Annotated in this window: 22 protein-coding genes; 10 read left to right on the forward strand and 12 right to left on the reverse strand. The window is 61.6% G+C overall.

Going from position 1 to position 22,322, the window contains the following annotated elements; genetic code table 11:
• Nucleotides 1-49: 49 nt before the first annotated feature.
• The 3 genes from BLO50_RS03800 (at nucleotide 50) to BLO50_RS03810 (ending at nucleotide 3,220) form a co-directional block, all read left to right on the forward strand.
• Nucleotides 50-679: a helix-turn-helix transcriptional regulator gene (locus BLO50_RS03800; protein WP_090248847.1), complete on the forward strand. Its 630-nt coding sequence runs from the start codon at nucleotides 50-52 to the stop codon at nucleotides 677-679.
• A 204-nt stretch (nucleotides 680-883) separates the two neighbouring features.
• A complete protein-coding gene (locus BLO50_RS03805) occupies nucleotides 884-2,722 on the forward strand; it encodes a sulfatase-like hydrolase/transferase (protein WP_090248850.1) in 1,839 nt (612 codons plus the stop codon).
• 66 nt (nucleotides 2,723-2,788) lie between these two features.
• Nucleotides 2,789-3,220 (forward strand): group II truncated hemoglobin, encoded by a 432-nt coding sequence (locus tag BLO50_RS03810; protein WP_090248852.1) that lies wholly within the window; start codon nucleotides 2,789-2,791, stop codon nucleotides 3,218-3,220.
• 58 nt (nucleotides 3,221-3,278) lie between these two features.
• Here the strand turns inward: BLO50_RS03810 and BLO50_RS03815 are convergent, their stop codons facing one another.
• From BLO50_RS03815 to dmeF, 6 genes are all read right to left on the reverse strand, one after another.
• Nucleotides 3,279-4,055, reverse strand: coding sequence for an ABC transporter substrate-binding protein (locus BLO50_RS03815; RefSeq protein ID WP_090248854.1), 777 nt, complete (start codon nucleotides 4,053-4,055; stop codon nucleotides 3,279-3,281).
• Nucleotides 4,056-4,332: 277 nt separating this feature from the next.
• Nucleotides 4,333-4,791: a molybdopterin synthase catalytic subunit MoaE gene (gene moaE, locus BLO50_RS03820; RefSeq protein WP_090248856.1), complete on the reverse strand. Its 459-nt coding sequence runs from the start codon at nucleotides 4,789-4,791 to the stop codon at nucleotides 4,333-4,335.
• Between the two features lie 2 nt (nucleotides 4,792-4,793).
• The gene (locus BLO50_RS03825) at nucleotides 4,794-5,036 is read right to left on the reverse strand and encodes a MoaD/ThiS family protein (RefSeq protein ID WP_090248858.1); all 243 of its coding nucleotides are present in this window, start codon (nucleotides 5,034-5,036) and stop codon (nucleotides 4,794-4,796) included.
• On the reverse strand, nucleotides 5,033-5,509 hold the full coding sequence (gene moaC, locus BLO50_RS03830) for a cyclic pyranopterin monophosphate synthase MoaC (protein ID WP_090248860.1): 477 nt from the start codon (nucleotides 5,507-5,509) through the stop codon (nucleotides 5,033-5,035). Before moaC ends, BLO50_RS03825 begins: the two co-directional genes overlap by 4 nt.
• Before the next feature lie 145 nt (nucleotides 5,510-5,654).
• A complete protein-coding gene (locus BLO50_RS03835; RefSeq protein WP_090248862.1) occupies nucleotides 5,655-7,046 on the reverse strand; it encodes a PhoH family protein in 1,392 nt (463 codons plus the stop codon).
• A 301-nt stretch (nucleotides 7,047-7,347) separates the two neighbouring features.
• Nucleotides 7,348-8,343, reverse strand: a complete 996-nt coding sequence (gene dmeF, locus BLO50_RS03840; RefSeq protein ID WP_090248864.1) for a CDF family Co(II)/Ni(II) efflux transporter DmeF — start codon at nucleotides 8,341-8,343, stop codon at nucleotides 7,348-7,350.
• 139 nt (nucleotides 8,344-8,482) lie between these two features.
• Between dmeF and yaaA the strand changes: the two genes are divergently transcribed.
• From yaaA to BLO50_RS03865, 5 genes are read left to right on the forward strand one after another with little or no spacing between them, the layout of a single operon-like run.
• A complete protein-coding gene (gene yaaA, locus BLO50_RS03845; RefSeq protein WP_090248867.1) occupies nucleotides 8,483-9,262 on the forward strand; it encodes a peroxide stress protein YaaA in 780 nt (259 codons plus the stop codon).
• A gap of 3 nt (nucleotides 9,263-9,265) precedes the next feature.
• Nucleotides 9,266-9,730 (forward strand): multidrug transporter, encoded by a 465-nt coding sequence (locus BLO50_RS03850; RefSeq protein ID WP_090248869.1) that lies wholly within the window; start codon nucleotides 9,266-9,268, stop codon nucleotides 9,728-9,730.
• 34 nt (nucleotides 9,731-9,764) lie between these two features.
• Nucleotides 9,765-10,595: an SDR family oxidoreductase gene (locus BLO50_RS03855; RefSeq protein ID WP_090248871.1), complete on the forward strand. Its 831-nt coding sequence runs from the start codon at nucleotides 9,765-9,767 to the stop codon at nucleotides 10,593-10,595.
• Nucleotides 10,596-10,606: 11 nt separating this feature from the next.
• Nucleotides 10,607-10,996, forward strand: coding sequence for a hypothetical protein (locus BLO50_RS03860; RefSeq protein ID WP_090248873.1), 390 nt, complete (start codon nucleotides 10,607-10,609; stop codon nucleotides 10,994-10,996).
• Nucleotides 10,997-11,039: 43 nt separating this feature from the next.
• Complete coding sequence (locus tag BLO50_RS03865; protein ID WP_090248875.1) at nucleotides 11,040-11,900, forward strand: DMT family transporter; 861 nt, start codon at nucleotides 11,040-11,042, stop codon at nucleotides 11,898-11,900.
• Nucleotides 11,901-11,929: 29 nt separating this feature from the next.
• Here the strand turns inward: BLO50_RS03865 and BLO50_RS03870 are convergent, their stop codons facing one another.
• Nucleotides 11,930-13,927, reverse strand: coding sequence for a peptidase U32 family protein (locus BLO50_RS03870; protein ID WP_090248877.1), 1,998 nt, complete (start codon nucleotides 13,925-13,927; stop codon nucleotides 11,930-11,932).
• Nucleotides 13,928-14,079: 152 nt separating this feature from the next.
• On the opposite strand from BLO50_RS03870, the gene BLO50_RS03875 reads away from it, so the two are divergent.
• Nucleotides 14,080-16,449, forward strand: a complete 2,370-nt coding sequence (locus BLO50_RS03875; RefSeq protein ID WP_090248879.1) for a DNA polymerase II — start codon at nucleotides 14,080-14,082, stop codon at nucleotides 16,447-16,449.
• Nucleotides 16,450-16,497: 48 nt separating this feature from the next.
• Nucleotides 16,498-17,679 carry an AAA family ATPase gene (locus tag BLO50_RS03880; RefSeq protein ID WP_090248881.1) on the forward strand — a complete coding sequence of 394 codons (1,182 nt, stop codon included), beginning with the start codon at nucleotides 16,498-16,500 and terminating at the stop codon, nucleotides 17,677-17,679.
• Here the strand turns inward: BLO50_RS03880 and BLO50_RS03885 are convergent.
• The 5 genes from BLO50_RS03885 to arsH all read right to left on the reverse strand — a co-directional run bounded on the left by BLO50_RS03885 (nucleotide 17,676) and on the right by arsH (nucleotide 22,320).
• Nucleotides 17,676-18,581 carry a DMT family transporter gene (locus BLO50_RS03885; protein ID WP_090248883.1) on the reverse strand — a complete coding sequence of 302 codons (906 nt, stop codon included), beginning with the start codon at nucleotides 18,579-18,581 and terminating at the stop codon, nucleotides 17,676-17,678. The genes BLO50_RS03880 and BLO50_RS03885 overlap by 4 nt on opposite strands.
• A gap of 148 nt (nucleotides 18,582-18,729) precedes the next feature.
• Nucleotides 18,730-19,950: an organoarsenical effux MFS transporter ArsJ gene (gene arsJ, locus BLO50_RS03890; protein ID WP_090248885.1), complete on the reverse strand. Its 1,221-nt coding sequence runs from the start codon at nucleotides 19,948-19,950 to the stop codon at nucleotides 18,730-18,732.
• Nucleotides 19,951-20,194: 244 nt separating this feature from the next.
• Entirely contained in the window at nucleotides 20,195-21,196 is a 1,002-nt protein-coding gene (locus BLO50_RS03895) for an ArsJ-associated glyceraldehyde-3-phosphate dehydrogenase (RefSeq protein ID WP_090248887.1), read from the reverse strand.
• A gap of 24 nt (nucleotides 21,197-21,220) precedes the next feature.
• Nucleotides 21,221-21,547, reverse strand: coding sequence for a YnfA family protein (locus tag BLO50_RS03900; protein ID WP_090248888.1), 327 nt, complete (start codon nucleotides 21,545-21,547; stop codon nucleotides 21,221-21,223).
• Between the two features lie 62 nt (nucleotides 21,548-21,609).
• A complete protein-coding gene (gene arsH, locus BLO50_RS03905; RefSeq protein WP_090248890.1) occupies nucleotides 21,610-22,320 on the reverse strand; it encodes an arsenical resistance protein ArsH in 711 nt (236 codons plus the stop codon).
• Nucleotides 22,321-22,322 lie beyond the last annotated feature (2 nt).

Below are 22,322 nucleotides of genomic sequence, written 5' to 3' on the forward strand. Positions count from 1 at the left end.
CGCTTTGCGGCACACTCGCAACGCCACCTGAGCCCGAAGAGTTAGCCGCATGACGCCGCCCCGCCCCGCCCCCGAGCTGGACAACTACCGCACCATCGCCGACGCCATCGCCACGCTGTTCTTCCCCCACGCCGAAGTGGTGTTGCACGACCTGCGCACGCAAAAGGTCGACTACATCGCCAACAACATTTCCAAACGGGTGATCGGTGATGACGCGGCGCTGGAGGACATGCTCAGCGGCGACGTCGACGAACGGACCATCGGCCCTTATGAAAAGCTCAACTGGGACGGACAGAAGATCCGCTCGGTCAGCAGCGTGCTGCGCGACGCTGCCGGCACGCCTATCGCAGTGCTGTGCATCAATCTGAATATCTCGCTATTCGAGACCGCCAAGCAGGCGCTGGACCTGTTTCTCTCCTCCAGCAAACTGGTGCCGCAGCCCGACGCCCTGTTCCGCGATGACTGGCAGGAGCGCATCAACACCTTTCTGCACAGCTGGCTACGCCAGCGCCAGCTCGGCCTCAACCTGCTGACCCGCGATCACAAGCGCGAACTGGTCGAAGCCCTGCACGCCGAAGGCGCCTTCAAAGGCAAAAGCGCCGCCAACTACGTGGCCAACGTGCTGAACATGGGCCGCGCGACGGTGTACAAGCATTTGAAAGAGATCAAGGGCGAGTGACCGCTACCGCGTGGTGACACACCTGTTAACGCATTAATGCTTTCGATCCGCCATCACCCAGTGGGAAACCCCAGCCACTTGTAGAGGTCTGAGTCGCGTTCGCACATCGCTTAAGCCGCAGTTAAGCCAGGGATGTTTTCCTGAGCAGAGAGACTGCCGGCACCATCGCCTTATTACGTCCCAAATCTATAAGAAGGACTGCCCATGCCTTTCGTTGCATCGCGTCACCCCTATTCCTTTTATTGGCTGCTGACCTGGCTGGCCGTGGCCCTGAATCTGGGCCGTTTCTTTGATCTGGCCGCACCGTCCTGGCTGCTGCTCTACCAACTGGTGCTGATTGGCAGTTATGCGCTGCTGTTTATAGCGCCGGTTTGGGCTATTACTCGCCTGATTCTGAAGTTCTCGCCGAGAGCCGCTGCGGTGCTGGCGGTGCTACTCGCCGCCGTGGTGCAGCTGGCGCTGTATGGCGACCATATGCTGTGGCAGCTCTACGGTTTTCACCTCAACGGGTTTGTCTGGAACATTATCAGCACCCCGGGCGGTATCGCGGCGCTAGGCTCGTCGGCCTCCACCGAACGCGAAGTGGCGCTGCTCGCAGTGGGTATCTTCGCCCTGCAGGCTGGCCTGCTTGCATTGGCCCATGGTCTGGCGCGTATGCGCGGCCTGCCCGTTGCGCGCCTGGCCTGGGTGCTGCCGCTGTTTATCGTGGTCACCCTAGGCGAACGCATCAGCTATGGCGTCAGCCACTTCTACGGCTACAGCCCGCTGTTGGAAAACGCCCAGCGCATGCCTTTCTACCAGCCGCTGACCATGCGTCGCGTGCTGGAAAGACAATTCGGCCTGGAACGTCCGCAACGCCTGGAAGTCGCCAGCGTCGAGTTGAAAGGCCAGTTGCGCTACCCGCAAGCCCCGCTGCGTATCGAGCCGCCAGCCAAGCCGCTGAATATCGTCTGGCTGGTCGCCGAATCCTGGCGCGCCGACAGCCTCAACCCGCGCGTGATGCCGCAGACCCATGCCTTCGCCCAGCGCGCCCAGCATTTCGTCAGCCATTACTCCGGTGGTAACGGCACGCGCATTGGCATGTTTAGCCAGTTCTACAGCCTGCCGGCGAACCTCTGGTTCCCGGTGCTCGATGCCCGCGTTGGCAGCCCGCTGATCGATGTCCTGCAACAGCAGAACTACCAGATCAAGCTGCTCACCAGCGCCCGCTTCAGCTACCCGGAGTTCGACAAGACCCTCTTCGTCAACGTACCGCGTGAGCAGATGGTCGAGGATGACCAGGGCCACACCTGGGAGCGTGATCGGCGCAATGTGGATCGGCTGCTGAAATTCGTCGATCAGCGCGACCCGACCAAGCCGTTTATGACCTTCCTGTTCTTCGAGTCACCGCATGCCAATTACAGCTTTCCGCCGGAGTCGGTGATCGAACCGGATTACCTGCCTGACTTCAGCTACGCCAGCATGGATTTGCAGCGCGATATCGGCGGCATCTACAAACGCTACCTGAACTCGGTCAACCACCTCGACAGCCAGTTGGCGCGTGTCACTCAGCACCTGGAGAAGAACGGCCTGCTGGACAACACCCTGGTGGTGATCACCGGCGACCATGGCGAAGAGTTTATGGAGCAAGGCCGCTGGGGCCACAACTCCACCTTTGTTGACGAACAGGTGCGGGTGCCGCTGGTGCTGTGGATTCCAGGCAAGGCTGCGCAGCAGGAAAAACTGCGCACCAGCCACACCGACCTGCTGCCCACTCTGATGCCCCTGCTCGGCGTGCAGAACCCGCAGCAGGATTACGCCGTTGGCCGTAGCCTGTTCGATGCTCAACCTGGACGCGTACTATTGGCCGGTGACTGGGATCGCCTGGCGTTCCTCAGTGAGCAGTACAAGGTGGTGCTGCCGTTTACCAGCGGCAGCTTTACCGCGCTGCAGGCCAGCCATGCCGATGACCGGCCGCTGCAAGACAGTAGCCGGGTATTGCAGAGCCAGTTACCGCAGATCCAGATAGAAATGCGTGACCTGCGCCGCTTCCTCGCCCACTGATCACCCTGGCCGAAGCGACCCTGACCGCGCGCCGTATACTGCGCGCTTTGCTCAGAGGCGCAGACGATGCAACAAACAGCGGTGTACGGTGTGGACGATGTGTCCTATCAGTCAGCGGGCGGTATCGAAGGCTTACGGCGCCTTGTGGCAGACTTCTACCGTTTGATGGATGAACTGCCCGAAGCCCGTGCGCTGCGTCAGTTGCACGGCGAAAGCCTGACGCTGGCAAGCGACAAGCTGGCCTGCTTCCTCAGCGGCTGGCTCGGCGGGCCCAAGCTATTCAGCGAGCAGTATGGCGCCATTGCCATCCCCAGCTTTCACGCCCAGTGGCCAATAGACGAAGCCCTGAGCCAGAGCTGGCTGAACTGCATGGCCCAGGCCATTACCCTGCAACCCTACGATCCGGCATTTGCCGACTACCTGTTGCGCCAACTGCGCATGCCGGCACAACGTATCGTGCAGGCCAGTCGCAACCGGCATGGCATAGCCGGCCAATAGCGCAGCGCAAAACACAAGGCCGCGCAATGTGCGACCTTGCCCTCTTCGCTGTCGCGGCTCAGTCGCCGTAGATATCGAAGGTGAAGTACTTGGCCTGAATCTTCTGGTATTCGCCGCTGGCGCGAATCGCCTGGATGGCCGCATTCAGCTTGCCGAGCAGTTCCGCATCGCTCTTGCGCACGGCGATGCCGGCACCTTCACCGAAATACTTCGGGTCGGTAAACGCCGGACCAACAAAGGCGAAGCCCTTGCCGTTGGCGGTTTTCAAAAAGCCTTCATCCACCGGGATGGCGTCGGCCAAGGTGCCGTCCAGGCGCGCAGAGATCAGGTCGAGGTAGATCTCGTTCTGCGAGCTGTAGCGCACCACTTCAACCCCTTGCGCGGCCAGCACTTCGCTGGCGAAACGGTCGGTGGTGGTCGAGCGCTGCACGCCGATGCGCTTGCCCTTGAGGTTGCTGAAGTCGGCGGCCACTTCGCTGCCAGCCTTCATCACCAGGCGCGCTGGGCTGTAGTAGTACTTGCCGGTGAAATCCACCGATTTGCGCCGGTCATCGGTGATGGTCATGGACGACAGGATGGCGTCGACCTTTTTCACCTTGAGCGAGGGGATCAGGCCATCGAACTCCTGCTCGACCCATTGGCACTCGGTCTTCATCTCAGCGCACAGGGCGTTGCCGATATCCACATCAAAGCCGGCGATCTGCCCGCTGGCTTCTTTATAGGCAAAAGGTGGATAGGCAGCCTCGATACCCAGGCGCAGGGGTTTGTCTGCGGCGAACAGGCTGGATGCAATCAGGCTCAGGGCGATACCGCCCGCCAGAACGATTTTCTTCATTGTGCGGATTCCTGCTGAGGGAGTGACAGGCCCGTGCCACCTGGCATTGCGGCGCAGGTCGAGCGGGCAACGACGGTTGCTGCAAGACAGAAGAAAGGCGCATCAGGTGTACACCTGAGCGAAAAGCGATGGCTGATTAGCACGCGTGGACGGGTCATTTGCCAGTCTCGATTTATACTTTAAATTCCATACTGGACTTATATGTACAAACCGTCAACCGGGCAAAAACCATCACTGCGACTGAAATATCAGCACAGGCGATGCATGCACAATGCGCTTAAGGTTGTTGTTTCCAGCGCTCAGCTGCAGCCTGATCGGAGCAGCGCCCTTCGACCCAGCGTGGGCCTTCGGCGGTGTCTTCCTTCTTCCAGAACGGCGCGCAGGTTTTCAGGTAATCCATGACGAAGTTGCAGGCATCGAATGCCGCCTGACGGTGGGCGCTGCTGGTGCCGACAAAGACGATTGGCTCGCCTGGTTCCAGGCGACCGATACGGTGGATGATCTCGATACCCAACAGCGGCCAGCGCTGAGTGGCTTCCTCGGCAATCTTGCCCAGGGCCTTCTCGGTCATGCCGGGGAAGTGTTCGAGAAACATGCCGCCGACTTCGCGCCCCTCGTTGAAGTCACGCACATAGCCGACAAAGCTGACCACCGCGCCAATGCCCAGGTTGGCGGCATGCAGGGCGTTAAGCTCAACGCCCGGATCGAAGGGTTGCGACTGGACGCGGATGGCCATACTCAGCCTCCGGTGACCGTAGGGAAAAACGCCACTTCATCGCCGGCGGCCAATGGCTCATCCAGGCTGCAGAGTTCCTGATTGCGTGCACACATCAGGTTCTGCTCAGCCAGTACTTCCCAGACCCCGCCACGCGCCAGCAAGTGTTGGCGCAGTTGATCAAGGCTGGTGAATTCAGCGCTCAGCTGCTCCCCATCCAGACCCAGGGCCTCGCGGTAACGGGCGAAATACTGCACGCGGATCATGCTTCGTCCCCAGCTAAAAAGTGTCCACTCTTACCGCCGACCTTCTCCAGCAGGCGCACGCTTTCGATCACCATGCCGCGATCCACCGCCTTGCACATGTCATAGATAGTCAATGCGGCGACGCTGGCGGCGGTCAGGGCTTCCATTTCCACCCCGGTCTGCCAGGTCAGCTTGCAGCGCGCAGTAATGCGTACGGCATCCGCGCCCTCAGGGGCTAGCTCGACCTTGACGCTGGTCAGCATCAACGGGTGGCACAGTGGAATCAGGTCGCTGGTTTTCTTCGCCGCCTGAATACCGGCAATACGCGCCACGGCGAACACGTCGCCCTTGGGGTGATCGCCCTGAGTAATCATCTGCAGGGTTTGCGGGCGCATGCGCACCAGGGCTTCTGCCACGGCTTCACGGACAGTCAGGGCTTTATCGCTGACATCGACCATATTGGCGCGGCCTTGGGCATCGAGATGGGTTAACACAGACAGACTCCAGGCAGGTGTCCGGCGATTGTAAACCCAGGGGTCAGGTTTCGGCACCTGTGAATGCCAGGGGATTCAGACGGGAGGTTACAGCGGCGTCCGGCCCAGCAGGCATAACGGCCTGCTGGGCGAACGCGGATAAGGGTTACATATGGGTTTCGGCGTACTCGGCGAGGATCGAGCGTGGCACCCCTTGCAGGGTGATATGCACGCCATGCTCGAAATCTTTGAAGCGCTCCGTCAGGTAAGTCAGGCCCGAGCTGGGCGCTGACAGGTAAGGCGTATCGATCTGCGCCAGGTTACCCAGGCACACCACTTTGGAACCGCTGCCGGCACGGGTGATAATGGTTTTCATCTGGTGCGGGGTAAGGTTCTGACATTCGTCGATCAGGATCAGACTCTGCTGGAAGCTGCGACCACGGATGTAGTTGAGCGATTTAAACTGCAGTGGGACCTTTTGCAGGATGTAGTCGACGCTACCATGGGTGTTCTCGTCGTCCATATGCAGGGCTTCGAGGTTGTCGGTGATCGCGCCGAGCCAGGGCTCCATCTTCTCGGCTTCGGTGCCGGGGAGAAAACCGATTTCCTGATCCAGCCCCTGCACGCTGCGGGTGGCAATAATCCTGCGATAACGCTTGCTGACCATGGTCTGTTCGATGGCCGCCGCCAGGGCCAGAATGGTTTTACCGGAGCCGGCCGCGCCGGACAGGTTGACCAGGTGGATGTCCGGATCAAGCAGGGCAAACAGCGCCAGTGACTGGTAGATATCCCGCGGGCGCAGGCCCCAGGCTTCCTGGTGCATCAAGGGTTCCTGGTGCATATCGAGAATCAGCAGCTCACCATGCTTGATGCCCTTTATCCAACCGACAAAGCCCTGCTCGTCGATGATGAACTCGTTGACGTGCACCGCCGGCAAGTTGTCGATGAGCTGCACGCGGTGCCAGGTACGGCCGTGGTCCTGACGGGTTTCCACCTTGTTCACGCGGTCCCAGAAGGAGCCATCCATGTTGTGGTAACCCTGCGACAGCAAGGACACGTCGTCGACCAACTGGTCGGTATGGTAGTCCTCGGAATCGATGCCACAGGCGCGCGCTTTGAGACGCATGTTGATGTCTTTGGTGACCAGCACCACGTTGAGACCGGGGCGGCGGGACTTCAGCTCGACTAGCTGGTTGATGATCTTGTTGTCGTTGAGGTCTTCCGGCAGCCAGGTGACCGGGGTGGCGCTCTTGCTCATCAGAATCGACAAATACCCACAGGGGCCGCTCTTGTCACGCTGAATGGCAACGCCGTGTTCCACTTCCTCCGGGTTGGCGCTGCCGAGAATTTTGTCGATAAGACGGATGGCCTGGCGGCACTCGGCGGCCACGCCCTGTTTGCCGGTTTTAAGCTTGTCCAGTTCCTCCAGTACGGTCATGGGAATCGCAACGTGGTGCTCCTGAAAATTCAGCAGCGCGTTGGGGTCGTGGATCAGCACATTGGTGTCGAGGGCGTACAGGGTTGGGGCGGTGGGCTTGGAGCGTCCGTGGTCATCCATACTCGGTCACCTTCTTGTAGTAGCCAGGCAACGCAGGGGCGAGTCTGCGCCGCGGAGGGGCCGTCGACTTCTCAGTGCCGGGGCTGAGAAGGCTGCAAAAAGGTGAGGGCCAATGGCCGCCACCTGTCTGCAGGGTTCGGCGGTCTTGCCTTTTAGATACTCCAAAAAAGATGACAGAAAAACGTTTTTTTCGGCATTTACCGGTTTATTTATCGGAGCGACAAATAGCGCTTGGCGACCTGTGCGGTCGCCGTTAAAGTCGGAAGTCCCACCGGCTTTCGGGCCGTCATATTTTTACCTGTCAGCCTCGCTTCACCCCGTGCTCATCGGCACAGCGATTGACCTCCACGGTCACATGCACCAACTCCGCAATCCCCGCCAGCCGCGCCTTGTAGCGATCCGCCGAGCCGTCGCCATGGGTCACCACGCTGACAATGCAGGCGAACTGCGCCCGACCTACACGCCATAGATGCAGGTCCGCCAGCTCAGTGTCCGCTTCCTCGGCCAAAACGCTGCGTACACGCTCGACCACCGGGCTGTCCATCTCGCGATCGAGCAGCACCTTGCCGGTTTCGATCAGCAGGCCCTTGGCCCACACCGCGATAATTACCGCGCCAATCACGCCCATCAGTGGGTCGAGCCAGTCCCAGCCCAGCAGCAGGCCACCGAGCAAGGCGATGATAGCCGCCACCGAAGTCAGCGCATCGGCCAGTACGTGGATAAAGGCGGCATGGCGATTAAGGTCCTTACCCGCCGCTGGCGCGGCGTGATCGTGATCGTGATCATCATGCGCATGCGCGCCAGCGTGACTATCACCCTGGCCGTGGGCATGCCCGTGATCATAGCTATCACGCAGCAGCCAAGCAGAAGCCAGGTTGACCAACAAGCCAATGACGGCGACCCACAGCGCCATCTCGAAGGCAATCACCTGGGGCTGTAACAGACGCCAGAAAGATTCGAACGCCAACATCGTCACCACCACCAGCAACATCAGTGAGCTGGCGAACCCGGCCAGTACCTCGACCTTCCAGGTGCCAAAAGCAAAACGTGGGTCGTTGGCGTAGCGTCGCGCTAGCAGGTAGGCCAGCGCCGTCAGGCCAATCGCGAGCATATGCGAGGCCATGTGCCAGCCATCGGCGAGCAAGGCCATGGAGTTGAACGCATAACCGGCGACAATCTCCACCAGCATGGTCACCCCGGTCAGCGCGGCAACGCGCCAGGCCTGACGCTCTGCAGCGGTTTCCAGCGGGCGGTAATCGTGGGACGGCTCCCAGCGCGAATGGTTGCAGGCGGTCATGGCAGCTCCTTGGAGAATTCGACCTGGGCAGACTACAACCCCGTGGCGGCCCCTGGGTCAAGCGTCTCAATCGTCCTTATAGGTAGTCTCAAGCGCCAGCAGCTTCTAGAATCGCCGCAGACTTTTAGGAGCACAGCTTATGTTGATGGTGATTTCCCCCGCCAAGACCCTCGATTACGAGACACCGCCAGCGACCCCGCGTTTTACCCAACCCGAACACCTGGACCACGCCCAGGAACTGATTCAGCAACTGCGCGACTTTACCCCGGCGCAGATCGCCGAGCTGATGCACCTCTCGGACAAACTCGCCGGCCTTAACGCTGCACGCTTCGGCAGCTGGGAGCGACCGTTCAATCCGTCCAATGCCAAACAGGCGCTGCTGGCGTTCAAGGGTGACGTGTACACCGGGCTTAACGCAGAGGATTTCAGCGAGGCCGACTTCGACTTCGCGCAGACGCACCTGCGCATGCTTTCCGGTCTGTATGGCGTGCTGCGCCCGCTCGACCTGATGCAGCCCTATCGCCTGGAAATGGGCACCAAACTGGCCAACCCGCGCGGTAATAACCTTTATGACTTCTGGGGCGAGCGCATCAGTGGCTGGCTGAATGAGGCGCTGGCGGCTCAGGGCGACGAGGTGCTGCTCAACCTAGCGTCCAACGAATACTTCAGTGCAGTGAAACGCAAAGCATTGAATGCACGGATCATCGACACCGAATTCAAAGACCTGAAAAACGGCCAGTACAAGATCATCAGTTTCTACGCGAAAAAAGCCCGCGGCCTGATGGCCCGTTACGTGATCAAAGAGCGCCTGACTGACCCAGCCGGCCTCAAGGACTTCAACTACCAGGGCTATCGCTATTCGGCGGAACACTCCAAGGCTGATAGTCTGGTGTTCCTGCGTGACCAACCCGAGGCCTGAATAATGCTATTCGGCGCAATTCTGCTGTTGAGCTGGCTGATACTGCTGATCCGCTACCCGAGCAAGGCACTGCCGATCTCCCTCGGCGCGCTGATCGGCCTGGGCCTGGTCGCCAGTTGGGTGCTCTGGCAGGAAAGCCGCGAGAACCGCCACCTGGCCCACCTCGAATTACGCCTCGATTATGCCCCCGAGCGCTGCCCGGCGGATCGCCCGCTGGCCCTGAACCTGAAGAATGGCAGCGAAGCCGCACTGCTTGAGCTGCATTGGCAGATCGCCGCCTACCGCCCTGGCGACAGCGTCAACCTGGCCGAGCGCCTGTATGAAACCCCGCACTACAGTGGCCCTGGTGAATTGTTGCCCGGTGACGACTGGCAAGCCTGCCTGCCGCTGCCCACGCTGCGCAGCGGCTACCGCGCCAAGACCCTGGAGTTTCGTGCTGAGCGCCTGCAAGGCAGCTTTAGCCGTTGACGGCGACCCCCATTAAAACAATAAGGAAAGTTGCATGACCAAGCCCAGCGTACTGATCACCGGATGTTCCAGCGGCATTGGCCGCGCCCTGGCCGAGGTGTTCCAGCAGGCCGGTTATCAAGTTTGGGCCACTGCGCGCAAAGCTGAAGACCTTAATGCCTTGAGCGAAGCGGGCTTTCACGCCGTGCAACTGGACGTCAACGATGGCCTGGGCCTGGGCCAACTGGCCGAACGCCTGAAAGCGGAGATCGGCGGGCTCGACGTACTGATCAATAACGCCGGCTACGGCGCCATGGGCCCACTGCTCGATGGTGGTGTCGAAGCCATGCGCAAGCAATTCGAAACCAACGTGTTCTCGCTGGTCGGCGTGACCCGCGCGCTGTTCCCGCTGCTGCGGCAGAACAAAGGGCTGGTGGTGAATATCGGTAGCGTCTCCGGCGTGCTGGTCACCCCGTTCGCCGGCGCCTACTGCGCTTCCAAGGCCGCCGTGCATGCTCTGACCGACGCCCTGCGCCTGGAACTGGCACCCTTCGCTATCGAGGTGATGGAAGTGCAGCCCGGCGCGATTGCCTCCAGCTTTGGCGCCAACGCCAGCCAACAGGCCGAACAGCTTATTGATGAAGCCTCGCCCTGGTGGCCGATCCGCGACGGCATCCGCGCCCGCGCCAACGCCTCGCAGGATAACCCCACGCCCACCAGCCACTTTGCCCGCAACCTGCTGGCCGCCGTGCAGAGTAAATCCCGGCCGAACCTGGTACGCCTGGGTAATGGCAGCCGCAGCATGCCGCTGCTGGCGGCGCTGCTGCCTAAACGCCTGCTCGAAGCCGTATTAAAGAAACGTTTCGGTCTTAATCGCAGCCTCTAGGAGCACGCCTCATGCGCGAGCCAAGCCCCAGCAGCGTCGCGGTTACTCGCCTGGCCCTTGGCGGCGTGGTGGCGGTTATCGTGCTCAACCTGCTGCTGCGTACCTTCGTCAAACTCGGCGGGTTGTTGACCACAGTGCTGATCGCCGCCCTGGTGGCCGCCGGTATGACTCTGTGGTTCTCGTGGCGCAACCGCCGCGCACCCTTGCAAGGCGAACGCCGTCGCTTGGTCGCGCTGTACGGCGGCATCCTGGCGCTGCTCTACCTGGGGTTACTGGCCATGATGGCGTGGAAGGATGATCCCAGCCCCATGGGTTTGCTGATCTTTGGCCTGCATTATTTCTGTTATCCGCTGATGGCCTGGCTGTTTCTTGCCAAGGGTTTTGGCAAGCGCAGTGAGTGACTGCATCCCCAAACGCCCCACTGACGCCGCCGTGGGAACGCCCATGTCATCCACCCGCCTTGTCTGCATGACGACACTCGCGCTGATCGCCTTCGCGGCCAACTCCCTGCTCTGCCGGGCAGCACTCGCCGACGGCAGCATTGATGCCGCCAGTTTTACCAGCATTCGCCTGCTCGCCGGGGCAGCCGTGCTCTGGCTAATTGTGCGTATCCGCGCCGGTAGCGCCGCTGGCCAAGGCAACTGGCTATCAGCACTGGCCCTGTTTGCCTACGCCGCCGGCTTTTCCTTCGCTTACCTCGAACTGTCGACGGCCACCGGCGCCCTGCTGCTGTTTGGCGCAGTGCAAAGCACCATGATCGGTTATGGCCTGTACCGCGGCGAACGCCTGCGAGTGCCCCAGCTTGGCGGCCTGTTGCTGGCCATTGGCGGGCTGGTTGGGTTGCTGTTACCGGGTATCTCTGCACCGCCGCCACTGGCTTCGGCACTGATGCTGGGTGCGGGCATGGCGTGGGGAATCTATTCGTTGCGCGGCAAAGGCACGGGCGATCCGCTGCAGGTCACCGCAGGCAATTTCCTCCGAGCAGTGCCGATTGCGCTGATTCTGAGTGTCGCCATGCTCGGCGATCTCTCGCTGCAACACTCCGCTGGAATCGCCTACGCCATCGCCTCGGGCGCGCTGGCGTCCGGGCTCGGCTATGCCGTCTGGTACAGCGCCTTGCCGGCCTTGAAAGCCACCACGGCCGCCAGCATGCAACTCAGCGTACCGGTGATCGCTGCGCTGGGCGGTGTGGTGCTGCTCGCCGAACCGCTCAGCCTGCGTCTGCTCCTGGCCTCACTGGCCATACTCGGCGGCATTGCGCTGGTGATCCTGACTGGCAAGCAGGCCAGCCCAACCAGCCGCTGACGCGGCGGTGTGCAACCGCTGACCGACACTTAGCGCTTGATGGTTTTGAGCAGATCATCCGGGGTGATATAGCCCACTACACCGCCGTTGCTTTGCGCGCTGCCCGGCTGTGGCTGATGCAGGATATGGCCCTTCATCTTGCCGATGATGTGCATCTCGCACGGCTTGCAGTCGAACTTCAGGGTCAGCACTTCGTCCTGATGGATCAGCTGCATGTCCGAGACCTTGGTGCGCACGCCGGTCACGCCTTTGGCCTGTTTGGGGCACAGGTTGAAGGAAAAACGCAGGCAGTGCTTGGTGATCATCACCGGCACGTCGCCCGCCTCTTCATGGGCCTCATACGCCGCGTCGATCAGCTGCACGCCGTAACGTTTGTAGAAGGTGCGCGCTTTGTCGTTGTAGACGTTGGCGAGGAAGGTCAGGTGCGATTCCGGGTACACCGGTGGCGGCACGCTGACCGGCTTACGCCCGCCACGCGGATGAGCGGCGACGCGGGCCTGAGTCAGCGCTTCGATGGCTTCGCGGCGCAGGGCTTTGAGTTGCGAGCCTGGGACAAACGGCACGGCCTCACAGTCAATCTGCGCGCCAGTGCTGTAGTAAATGGTGGTGCCCAGTTTGCTTAGGCCATCGGCCAGTTGCTCGCGAGCTTGCTCGGCATCCTTAGCGGCGGCGAACGGCCCGGCCAGGCTAACGCGAGCGCTGATGCCCTCCTCACTGGTGACGCTCACATTCAACTGATCGCCCTGCACCGCCAACTGCCAGCTGACCGCAATGCGGCGCTCGGCGGAGGTTTTCTGCAAGGCCTGTTGCCAGTTGTGGTCGAGGTTGCGGTTGAGCGGATGCTGCGGGCGCACGCGGTGCATGGCTTCGGGCATCTCATTAGGCTCGACGCGGTAGCGGTAGCGCTTCTCGCCGTCTTCTTCAAACTCGCCTTTGAGCTCGCAGATGTTGCTGCGAAAACCTACCACTTCACGCTTGATCAGCACGTTCAGGCCATCGCCGTTGGACAGCTGCGTATCGGTGACGGCAATCAGGTCGCGCTTGTTCACTTTCTCGATATAGCCCACCGCCAAGCCGGTAAAGGTCGGCGAGTCGAACGCGCCGATGTCCACCTTACGGTCGGTGACGAAATAATCAGTGCTGCCGCGGTGGAAGGTCTTGTCGGTGTCCGGGGTGAAGAAGTGCTCGGTGCGCCCGCTGGCGGCACGGGCCAGGTGCGGGCGCTGTTCGAGAATCGCATCCAGCTCGCGGCGGTAGTGCGCGGTGATGTTCTTCACGTAGCTCATGTCTTTGTAACGCCCTTCGATCTTGAACGAGCGCACGCCGGCATCGACCAGATGAATCAGGTTGTCGGTCTGGTTGTTGTCCTTCATCGACAGCAGGTGCTTATCAAACGCCACCACGCGGCCCTGATCGTCCTTCAAGGTGTATGGCAGGCGGCAGGCTTGCGAGCAGTCACCACGGTTGGCGCTACGGCCGGTTTGCGCGTGGGAGATGTTGCACTGCCCGGAGAAGGCCACACACAGCGCGCCGTGGATAAAGAACTCCACTGCCGAATCGACGTTGCGGCAAATGTTACTGATTTCTTCCAGGTTCAGCTCGCGGGCCAGCACCAGCTGGGAGAAGCCGGCATTGTCGAGAAAGCGGGCTTTTTCCAGGGTGCGGATGTCGCACTGGGTACTGGCGTGGATCTCGATGGGCGGCAGGTCCATTTCCATCACGCCCATGTCCTGCACGATCAGCGCATCAATGCCCGCTTCGTAGAGCTGCCAGATCATCTGCCGCGCCGGCTCCAGCTCATCCTCATGCAGGATGGTGTTGAGGGTGACGAACACCCGCGCATGGAACAGGTGGGCGAACTGCACCAGCTCGGCAATGTCCGCCACACTGTTGCTGGCGTTGTGCCGCGCACCGAAGCCGGGGCCGCCGATATACACGGCATCGGCGCCGTGCAGGATGGCTTCCTTGGCAATCGCGGTATCGCGCGCGGGGCTCAGCAGTTCGAGGTGGTGCTTGGGCAGGGACATGGTTTCGCTATCGGGCAGTCAATCAGGCCGAGCATTTTACTTGGAATAGCTGATTTGTCTGTGCCCGCTTGGCAGTCGCACAACAACTGTATAGGCATACAGATAAAAGCCTGCGTAGAATTGCCTCTCAATACAGACCCGAGAGCAACGCGGTGGACTTACAACAGGGCTTTCTGCTGACTCGCCACTGGCGTGATACGCCGGCCGGCACGCAGGTGGAGTTCTGGTTGGCCACCGACAACGGTCCGCGCCTGCTGCGCCTGCCGCTGCAAACCTCGGTGGCCTTTATCCCGGCTGCGCAACGCGAGCAGGCGCAAGCGCTGCTGGCCAACGAGCGCGGCGTCGAGCTACGCCCGCTGGGCCTCAAGGACTTTCATCTGCGCCCGGTGCTCGGCCTGTATTGCCAACAGCACCGTACCTTGATGGACCTCGACAAACAGTTGCGCCGCGCTGGCCTGGACGTGTACGAAGCCGATGTGCGACCGCCCGAGCGCTACCTGATGGAGCGCTTTATCACCGCTCCCGTGCAGTTCACCGGCACGCCCGATGCGACCAATCCAGCCCTACTGCTGGAGGCGCAGATCAAGCCCTGCGAGGGTTACCGCCCGACACTCAAGCTGGCCTCGCTGGATATCGAAACCAATGCCTTTGGTGAGCTGTACTCCATCGCCATTGAAGGCTGCGGCCAGCGCAACGTGTACATGCTCGGCCGCACGCCGGAGCAGCAGCCAGATGTGGATTTCCAGCTGCACTACTGCGCCAGCCGTGGCGAGCTGCTCGAATGCCTGAACCAGTGGATGGCCGACCATGACCCGGACGCGATCATCGGCTGGAACCTGGTGCAGTTCGACTTGCGTGTGCTGCACGAACACGCACGTAACCTGGCAATCCCCCTGCGCTTGGGCCGCGATGGCAGCGAGATGCAGTGGCGTGAGCATGGCAGCGGCAACGGTCACTTTTTTGCTGACGCCGCCGGCCGCTTGATCATCGACGGCATCGAGGCGCTGCGTTCGGCGACCTGGAGCTTTCCCTCGTTCAGCCTGGAAAACGTCGCGCAAACCCTGCTTGGCGAGGGTAAGGATATTTCCACGCCCTACCAGCGCATGGACGAAATCGACCGCATGTTCCGCGAGGACAAACCGGCCCTGGCGCGCTACAACCTGCGCGACTGCGAGCTGGTCACGCGGATCTTCGGCAAAACCGCGATCCTCGACTTCCTGCTGGAGCGCGCCACGGTCACCGGCCTGCCCGCCGACCGCAGCGGCGGCTCGGTGGCAGCTTTCGAGCACCTGTACATGCCGCTGATGCACCGCCGTGGTTTTGTCGCGCCAAACCTGGGGGACAACCCACCACAAGCCAGCCCCGGCGGTTTTGTCATGGAGTCGCAGCCGGGGCTGTATGAGTCGGTGTTGGTGCTGGATTACAAGAGCCTGTACCCGTCGATTATCCGCAGCTTTCTGATCGACCCAGTGGGGCTGATCGACGGCCTGCGCCAGCCGGACGATGCGCATTCGGTGCCGGGTTTTCGCGGTGCGCGGTTCTCGCGCAGCGAGCATTGCCTGCCGGCGATTGTCGAGCGCGTATGGCAAGGCCGTGAGGCGGCCAAACGCGAACACAACGCGCCGCTGTCGCAGGCGCTGAAAATCATCATGAATGCCTTCTACGGCGTGCTCGGCTCCAGCGGCTGCCGCTTTTTCGATACGCGCCTGGCCTCCTCCATCACCCTGCGCGGCCACGAAATCATGGCCCGCACCCGTGCGCTGATCGAAGCCGAAGGCTATGCGGTGATCTACGGCGACACCGACTCCACCTTTGTCTGGCTCAAACGCCCGCATGCAGAAGAGGACGCCGCACAGATCGGCCGCACACTGGTGGCCAAGGTCAATGCCTGGTGGCGCGATCACTTGCGTGATGAGTACGGCCTGGAAAGCGCCTTGGAACTGCAGTTCGAAACCCATTACCGGCGCTTTCTGATGCCGACCATTCGCGGCACTGAGGAAGGCAGCAAGAAGCGCTACGCCGGGCTGATCACCCAGCCTGACGGCGGCCACAAGATGGTCTACAAAGGCCTGGAAACCGTGCGCAGCGACTGGTCGCCGCTGGCCCAGCAATTTCAACGCGAGCTGTATGAGCGCATCTTTCTCGGCCAACCCTATCAGGACTATGTGCGTGGCTACGTCGAGCGCACCCTAAGCGGCGAGCTGGATGAGCAACTGGTCTACCGCAAACGCCTGCGCCGCCTGCTCACCGATTACGAACGCAACGTACCGCCCCATGTGCGCGCCGCGCGCCTGGCTGACGAGTTCAACGCCGCCCACGGCCGCCCGCTGCAATACCAACGCGGCGGCTGGATCAGCTACGTGATCACCACCGCCGGCCCGCAACCGCTGGAAGCGCGCAGCGCCGCCATCGACTACGACCACTACCTGACCCGTCAGCTGCAGCCGGTGGCCGACGCCATCCTGCCGTTTGTTGAGGATGACTTTGCGACCTTGATCGGCGGGCAACTAGGCTTGTTTTAGGCACGCCGCGCCACTAAGAACCCGTCATTAATTGTCAGGACGACACCCATGCTGCACACCCTCGCCGTCGCCAACTACCGCTCGATCAACAATCTGGTGCTGCCGCTGGGCCGCCTCAATCTGGTGACAGGGGCCAACGGCAGCGGCAAGTCGAATCTCTATCGCGCCCTGCGCCTGCTGGCGGAAACCGCCCAGGGCGGCGTGGTCAATGCATTGGCCCGTGAAGGCGGGCTGGATTCGACTTTCTGGGCCGGACCGGAAACCCTCAGCCGCCGCATGCTCAGCGGCGAGGTACCGGTGCAAGGCGGCCCGCGCAAGGAGGCTCGGCGCCTGCGTCTGGGTTTTGCCGGCGATGATTTCAGCTATGCCATTTCCCTCGGGCTGCCGGAGTCCAACTCCGGCGAAAGCCGCGATACTCCCAGCGCCTTCTCCCTGGACCCCGAGATCAAACGCGAATGCATCTGGGCTGGCGGTAGCTATCGTCCCGCCTCACTGCTGGTGGATCGCGCCGGCGCGATGGTGCGTATGCGTGAGGGGCGCAACTGGCAGGTGATGGCCCAGCACCTGCCGAGCTTCGATAGTCTGTATGAGCAGATCGGCAATGATCCGGCCTGCCCGGAAGTCTCCCACCTGCGCGAGCATATTCGCCGTTGGCGCTTCTACGATCACTTTCGCAGCGATGCCGAAGCGCCCGCGCGCCAGCCGCAACTGGGCACCCGTACCCCGGTGCTGCACCACGACGGCCGCGACCTGGCAGCGGCGCTGCAGACCATTCGTGAAATCGGCGATGCCGCAGCGCTGGATGCAGCCATCAGCGACGCCTTTCCCGGCGCACGTTTGCGCATCGATATGCAGGCCGGCGGGCGCTTTGCCGTCGAACTGCAACAGGAGGGCCTACTGCGGCCATTGTCGGCCAGCGAGCTGTCAGATGGCACCCTGCGCTACCTGCTGCTGGTCGCCGCCCTGCTCACCCCACGGCCTCCATCGCTGATGTTGCTGAATGAACCGGAGACCAGCCTGCACCCCGACCTGCTGCCAGCCCTCGGCCGGCTGATTATCGCTGCGTCGCAACACACCCAGGTCTGGGTGGTATCCCATGCCAGCCGGCTGATCGCCACCCTGGAGCAACACCCCGAGTGCAACGCCATCGTCCTGGAAAAACAGCTGGGGCAAACCGTGATCCAGGGCCAGGGCATGCTCGATGAGCCGGCGTGGAAGTGGCCGAGTTAACCCTTGGCGGCCAGGGCAACCGTTGCCGGTAGCGCCTTAGGCTTACGAAACACCAGCACATTACCAAGCATCACCAGCAGCAGGCCGAACAGCGCCGGTGCGGTCCATTGGTAGCCCTCGGCAAACACCGAGATATTCAGCGCTACCACCGGGAACAACACGGTGCAGTAGGCCGCGCGCTCCGGGCCCATACGCCCGACCAGGGTCAGGTAAGCGGTAAAGCCGATCACCGAGCCGGGAATCGCCAGGTACAGCAAGGTGCCGATGTAACGGGTGTTCCACTCGAAGCCGAACGGCGTGCCGCTGACCAGACAAATCGCCACCAGCATCAGCGCGCCATACAACATGCCCCAGGCATTGGTGGTCAGCGGTTTAAGACCGGCCTTCTGCTGCAGGCTGGAGAGCATATTGCCCGCGGAGAAACACAGGGTGCCGATCAGCGCCAGGCCGATACCCAGCAGGGTTTCACGACTGGCCTCCTGCCCGGCCAGCTCCGGCCAGAACAGCAGGGCCAGGCCGCCCAACCCCAGCGCGCCGCCGGCCAGTACATTGGCGGCGATCTTCTGCTTGAAGAACAGCCGCGCGTTGATCGCATTCCACAGCGTTGCTGTGGAAAAAATCACCGCCACCAGACCGCTGGGTATCCATTGGCTAGCGGTGTAGAAGCACATAAAGTTGATACAGAACAGACACAGCCCCTGCGCCAGGCAGATCAGCTGGCTGCGCTTATCGAGTTTCTGCAGGCGGCCGCTGAGCAGCAGAACGGCAAACAGCACGGCAGCAGCCAAGGCAAAGCGATAGGCGATGGAGGCAGCAATTGCCACCTCGCCCAGTTGCAACTTGAGGGCGATCCAGGTGGTGCCCCAGATCAGTACGGTCAACAGATAGAGCGACAGGTTCATCAACAGACTCCCAGTAGATGGTTGAGAGTCTGCGCCTGATCAGGCCTGGCGTTCTTGCATAAACTTGCGCTTTTATGGCCTGCCATCCCTGGCGGCCACCCTACGGGCCGTCGCTACGCGACGTTAAAAATTTGCTCCCGGCAATTTTTTAATCCGCCGCCCGATGCCTGGGCAGTCCAATGGAGATCAGCGCCGCCAGCAGAACAAAGGCCGAGGACACCCACAGGCAGGCCTCCAGACCATAGGCCTGATAGACCCAGCCCGATAGCAGCGTGCCGATCAACCGGCCGAGGGCGTTGGACATGTAATAGAAGCCCACATCCAGCGACACGCCGTCTTCCTTGGCGTAGCTGACAATCAGGTAGCTGTGCAGCGAGGAGTTCACCGCAAACAGCGCGCCGAAGACCATCAGCCCGCCGAGCAAGACCCACTGCGCCGGCAAATCGCTGCTCAGACCCAGGGCGATTGCAGCGGGCAAACCAGCCAGCACAGCAGCCCAGGCGAACGCCGCGCGACCATCCGGTAACTGGCCGCTGGCCTTGCCGGTGATGGCCGGGGCGAACGATTGCACCATGCCGTAGCCAATCACCCACGCAGCGAGAAAGCCGCCAACCATCCAGAAATCCCAGCCAAACACACTGGACAGGTACACCGGCAGCGCCACGACAAACCACACATCGCGGGCGCCGAATAAGAACAAGCGTGCGGCTGACAGTATGTTGATCGCCCGGCTCTTAGACATAATGTCGCGAAACTTCGGTTTGGCTTTCGCCTTGCCCAGATCCTTTTTCAGCAGCAACAGGCTGGCCAACCAGATCAGCGCCAGCACCGCCGCCATGGCCAGCACTGCGCCAGTGAACCCGAGCAGCGCCAGCAGCGCACCGCCCATAAAGAAACCCACGCCCTTCAGCGCATTCTTCGAGCCGGTAAGGATCGCCACCCACTTGTACAGCGTGCCCTGCTGACTGTCCGGCACCAGCAGCTTGATCGAGCTTTTCGCGCTCATCTTGTTCAGGTCTTTGGCGATACCGGACAGTGCCTGCGCACCCATCACCCAGGGAATCGTCAGCCAGGCCGCGGGCACGGTGAGCATCAGCAACGCCGCCACCTGCAGGCCCAGGCCGATATTCATGGTGCGATTCAGCCCCAGTCGCGCGCCCAGATAGCCGCCGACCAGATTGGTCACCACACCGAAAATCTCATAGAACAGAAACAGCGCGGCGATCTGCAGTGGCGTGTAACCGAGGCTATGAAAATGCAGCACCACCAACATGCGCAACGCACCGTCGGTGAGGGTGAAAGCCCAGTAGTTGCCGGTCACCAGCAGGTATTGGCGCACTTCGGGAGCGAGGCGGGATAAGGCGTACATGTGCTGATTTCCTGATCAATCGCGGTGTCTTTAGCCCTTCTCCCCAAACCTCTCCCCAAAGGGGCGAGGGAGCGGACTTCATGCGGCTTAAAGAAAGCCACGAAATGAAGCGGGAGGCGTAACACTCCCCTCTCACGCTTGCGGGGCGGTGCGGGGAAAGCGAAGCACTGCTTCGCCCGCTAACGCGCCCTGAGTTCTGCGAAGGGCTGGGGCGCAGAGCGGGGGTTGGGGGAGAGGGCCGCAGTTATTGCGCACCCACCATCCGCGCCAGCTCCACCGCGCGGTTGGCGTAGCCCCATTCGTTGTCGTACCAGGCGTAGAGCTTCACCTGGGTGCCGTTGACCACCATGGTCGACAGCGCATCGATAATCGACGAGCGCGGGTCGGTGCGGTAGTCGATGGACACCAGCGGACGTTCCTCATAACCGAGGATGCCCTTGAGCGGACCGTCAGCGGCAGCTTTAAGCAGTGCGTTGACCTCCTCCACCGAAGTAGCGCGTTCCACCTCGAATACGCAGTCAGTCAACGAGGCATTGGCCAGCGGTACACGCACCGCGTGGCCATTCAGCTTGCCGCGTAGCTCGGGGAAGATCTCGGCAATCGCCGTGGCCGAACCGGTGGTGGTTGGGATCAAGCTCATGCCTGAGGCACGGGCGCGGCGCAGATCCTTGTGCGGCGTATCGAGGATGCTCTGGGTATTGGTCAGGTCGTGAATGGTGGTGATCGAACCGTGGCGAATACCGAGGTTTTCGTGGATCACCTTAACCACCGGGGCCAGGCAGTTGGTGGTGCAGGACGCAGCCGTGACGATGCGGTGCTGCGCCGGGTCGAACAGCTGCTGGTTAACGCCCATCACGATATTCAGCGCGCCCTGCTCTTTTACTGGCGCACAGACCACCACGCGCTTCACGCCTTGGTCGAGGTATGCCTGCAGCACCGCGACGGTTTTCATCTTGCCGCTGGCCTCGATCACCAGATCGCAGCCGCTCCAGTCGGTGTCGGCAATGGCCTTGTTGGCCGTGACCTGAATGCGTTTGCCGTCGATCAGGATGCACTCGCCCTCACTGCTCGCCTCGCTATTCCAGCGGCCATGCACAGAGTCGAAATTGATCAGATGGGCGTGGGTTGCGGCGTCACCTGCAGGGTCGTTGATCTGCACAAACTCAAATTCCGGCCAGCCCCAGGCAGCGCGCAGCGCCAGACGACCGATACGACCAAAACCGTTGATACCTACCTTGATAGCCATGGACAGACTCTCTCGTTGAACGGGTTAAATATTGCGCGGCGCAAACATGATGATCGCCATGCCGAGCATCGCCACAGCGGCGCCCAGCAGGTCCCAATGGGTCGGGCGAATACCGTCCACGAGCCATAGCCAGATAATCGCCATCGCCACATACACCCCGCCATAAGCGGCATACACCCGCCCGGCGGCAGTTGGATGCAGAGTCAGCAGCCAGGCGAACAGCGCCAGCGCAGCCGCGGCCGGCACCAGCAGCCAAATGCTCTTGCCCTGCTTGAGCCACAGGTACGGCAGGTAACAGCCGATAATTTCGGCCAGGGCCGTAAGGGCGAAAAGCCCAATGGTGTTTAGCATGCTGACCTCAATAGCCGACCTGCAGTCGGTCTGGACGCGTGTGGAGGGTTGGCGGCTCAACCTTATATGGATGCCTGATTGACCCGTTTACTCAACTCGTCGGCCGACTCCTTGCGCTCGGAGTAGCGGTCCACCAGGTAGTCCGTTTGGCCGCGCAGCAACAAGGTGAACTTGACCAGCTCTTCCATCACATCCACCACCCGGTCGTAATAAGCCGAAGGTTTCATCCGCCCGACGTCATCAAATTCGAGGAAGGCCTTGGACACCGAGGACTGGTTGGGGATGGTGAACATGCGCATCCAACGCCCCAGCACGCGCATCTGGTTCAGCGCATTAAAGGATTGCGAGCCGCCGCTGACCTGCATCAGCGCCAGGGTCTTGCCCTGGGTCGGGCGCACCGCGCCCAAGCTCAGGGGAATCCAGTCGATCTGCGATTTGAACACCCCGGTCATCGCGCCATGGCGCTCCGGCGAGCACCAGACCATGCCCTCGCTCCACAGCACCAGCTCACGTAGCTCCTGCACCTTGGGGTGATCCTCGGGGGCGTCGTCCGGCAGCGGCAGACCGCTGGGGTTGAAGATACGCGCTTCGGCACCGAACTGCTGCAGTAGGCGCGCGGCCTCTTCGGTCAGCAGGCGGCTGTAGGAGCGCGCTCGGTTTGAGCCGTACAGCAGCAGAATGCGTGGCTTGTGCAGCGGGGCCGGCTTGGACAGTTGCTCCTGGCTGGGTGGATCGAGCAGTTCAGGGTCGATATTTGGCAGCTCGGGTGTCATGG

The sequence above is a fragment of the Pseudomonas peli genome, from assembly GCF_900099645.1.
In the GTDB taxonomy this organism is placed as follows: domain Bacteria; phylum Pseudomonadota; class Gammaproteobacteria; order Pseudomonadales; family Pseudomonadaceae; genus Aquipseudomonas; species Aquipseudomonas peli.

Excerpts from the sequence above, each read along its gene's own strand:
- BLO50_RS03800 (WP_090248847.1), top strand. The coding sequence starts at position 50 with ATGACGCCGCCCCGCCCCGCCCCCGAGCTGGACAACTACCGCACCATC.
- BLO50_RS03805 (WP_090248850.1), top strand. The coding sequence starts at position 884 with ATGCCTTTCGTTGCATCGCGTCACCCCTATTCCTTTTATTGGCTGCTG.
- BLO50_RS03810 (WP_090248852.1), top strand. The coding sequence starts at position 2,789 with ATGCAACAAACAGCGGTGTACGGTGTGGACGATGTGTCCTATCAGTCA.
- BLO50_RS03815 (WP_090248854.1), bottom strand. The coding sequence starts at position 4,055 with ATGAAGAAAATCGTTCTGGCGGGCGGTATCGCCCTGAGCCTGATTGCA.
- moaE (WP_090248856.1), bottom strand. The coding sequence starts at position 4,791 with ATGGCCATCCGCGTCCAGTCGCAACCCTTCGATCCGGGCGTTGAGCTT.
- BLO50_RS03825 (WP_090248858.1), bottom strand. The coding sequence starts at position 5,036 with ATGATCCGCGTGCAGTATTTCGCCCGTTACCGCGAGGCCCTGGGTCTG.
- BLO50_RS03835 (WP_090248862.1), bottom strand. The coding sequence starts at position 7,046 with ATGGATGACCACGGACGCTCCAAGCCCACCGCCCCAACCCTGTACGCC.
- dmeF (WP_090248864.1), bottom strand. The coding sequence starts at position 8,343 with ATGACCGCCTGCAACCATTCGCGCTGGGAGCCGTCCCACGATTACCGC.
- yaaA (WP_090248867.1), top strand. The coding sequence starts at position 8,483 with ATGTTGATGGTGATTTCCCCCGCCAAGACCCTCGATTACGAGACACCG.
- BLO50_RS03850 (WP_090248869.1), top strand. The coding sequence starts at position 9,266 with ATGCTATTCGGCGCAATTCTGCTGTTGAGCTGGCTGATACTGCTGATC.
- BLO50_RS03855 (WP_090248871.1), top strand. The coding sequence starts at position 9,765 with ATGACCAAGCCCAGCGTACTGATCACCGGATGTTCCAGCGGCATTGGC.
- BLO50_RS03860 (WP_090248873.1), top strand. The coding sequence starts at position 10,607 with ATGCGCGAGCCAAGCCCCAGCAGCGTCGCGGTTACTCGCCTGGCCCTT.
- BLO50_RS03865 (WP_090248875.1), top strand. The coding sequence starts at position 11,040 with ATGTCATCCACCCGCCTTGTCTGCATGACGACACTCGCGCTGATCGCC.
- BLO50_RS03870 (WP_090248877.1), bottom strand. The coding sequence starts at position 13,927 with ATGTCCCTGCCCAAGCACCACCTCGAACTGCTGAGCCCCGCGCGCGAT.
- BLO50_RS03880 (WP_090248881.1), top strand. The coding sequence starts at position 16,498 with ATGCTGCACACCCTCGCCGTCGCCAACTACCGCTCGATCAACAATCTG.
- BLO50_RS03885 (WP_090248883.1), bottom strand. The coding sequence starts at position 18,581 with ATGAACCTGTCGCTCTATCTGTTGACCGTACTGATCTGGGGCACCACC.
- arsJ (WP_090248885.1), bottom strand. The coding sequence starts at position 19,950 with ATGTACGCCTTATCCCGCCTCGCTCCCGAAGTGCGCCAATACCTGCTG.
- BLO50_RS03895 (WP_090248887.1), bottom strand. The coding sequence starts at position 21,196 with ATGGCTATCAAGGTAGGTATCAACGGTTTTGGTCGTATCGGTCGTCTG.
- BLO50_RS03900 (WP_090248888.1), bottom strand. The coding sequence starts at position 21,547 with ATGCTAAACACCATTGGGCTTTTCGCCCTTACGGCCCTGGCCGAAATT.
- arsH (WP_090248890.1), bottom strand. The coding sequence starts at position 22,320 with ATGACACCCGAGCTGCCAAATATCGACCCTGAACTGCTCGATCCACCC.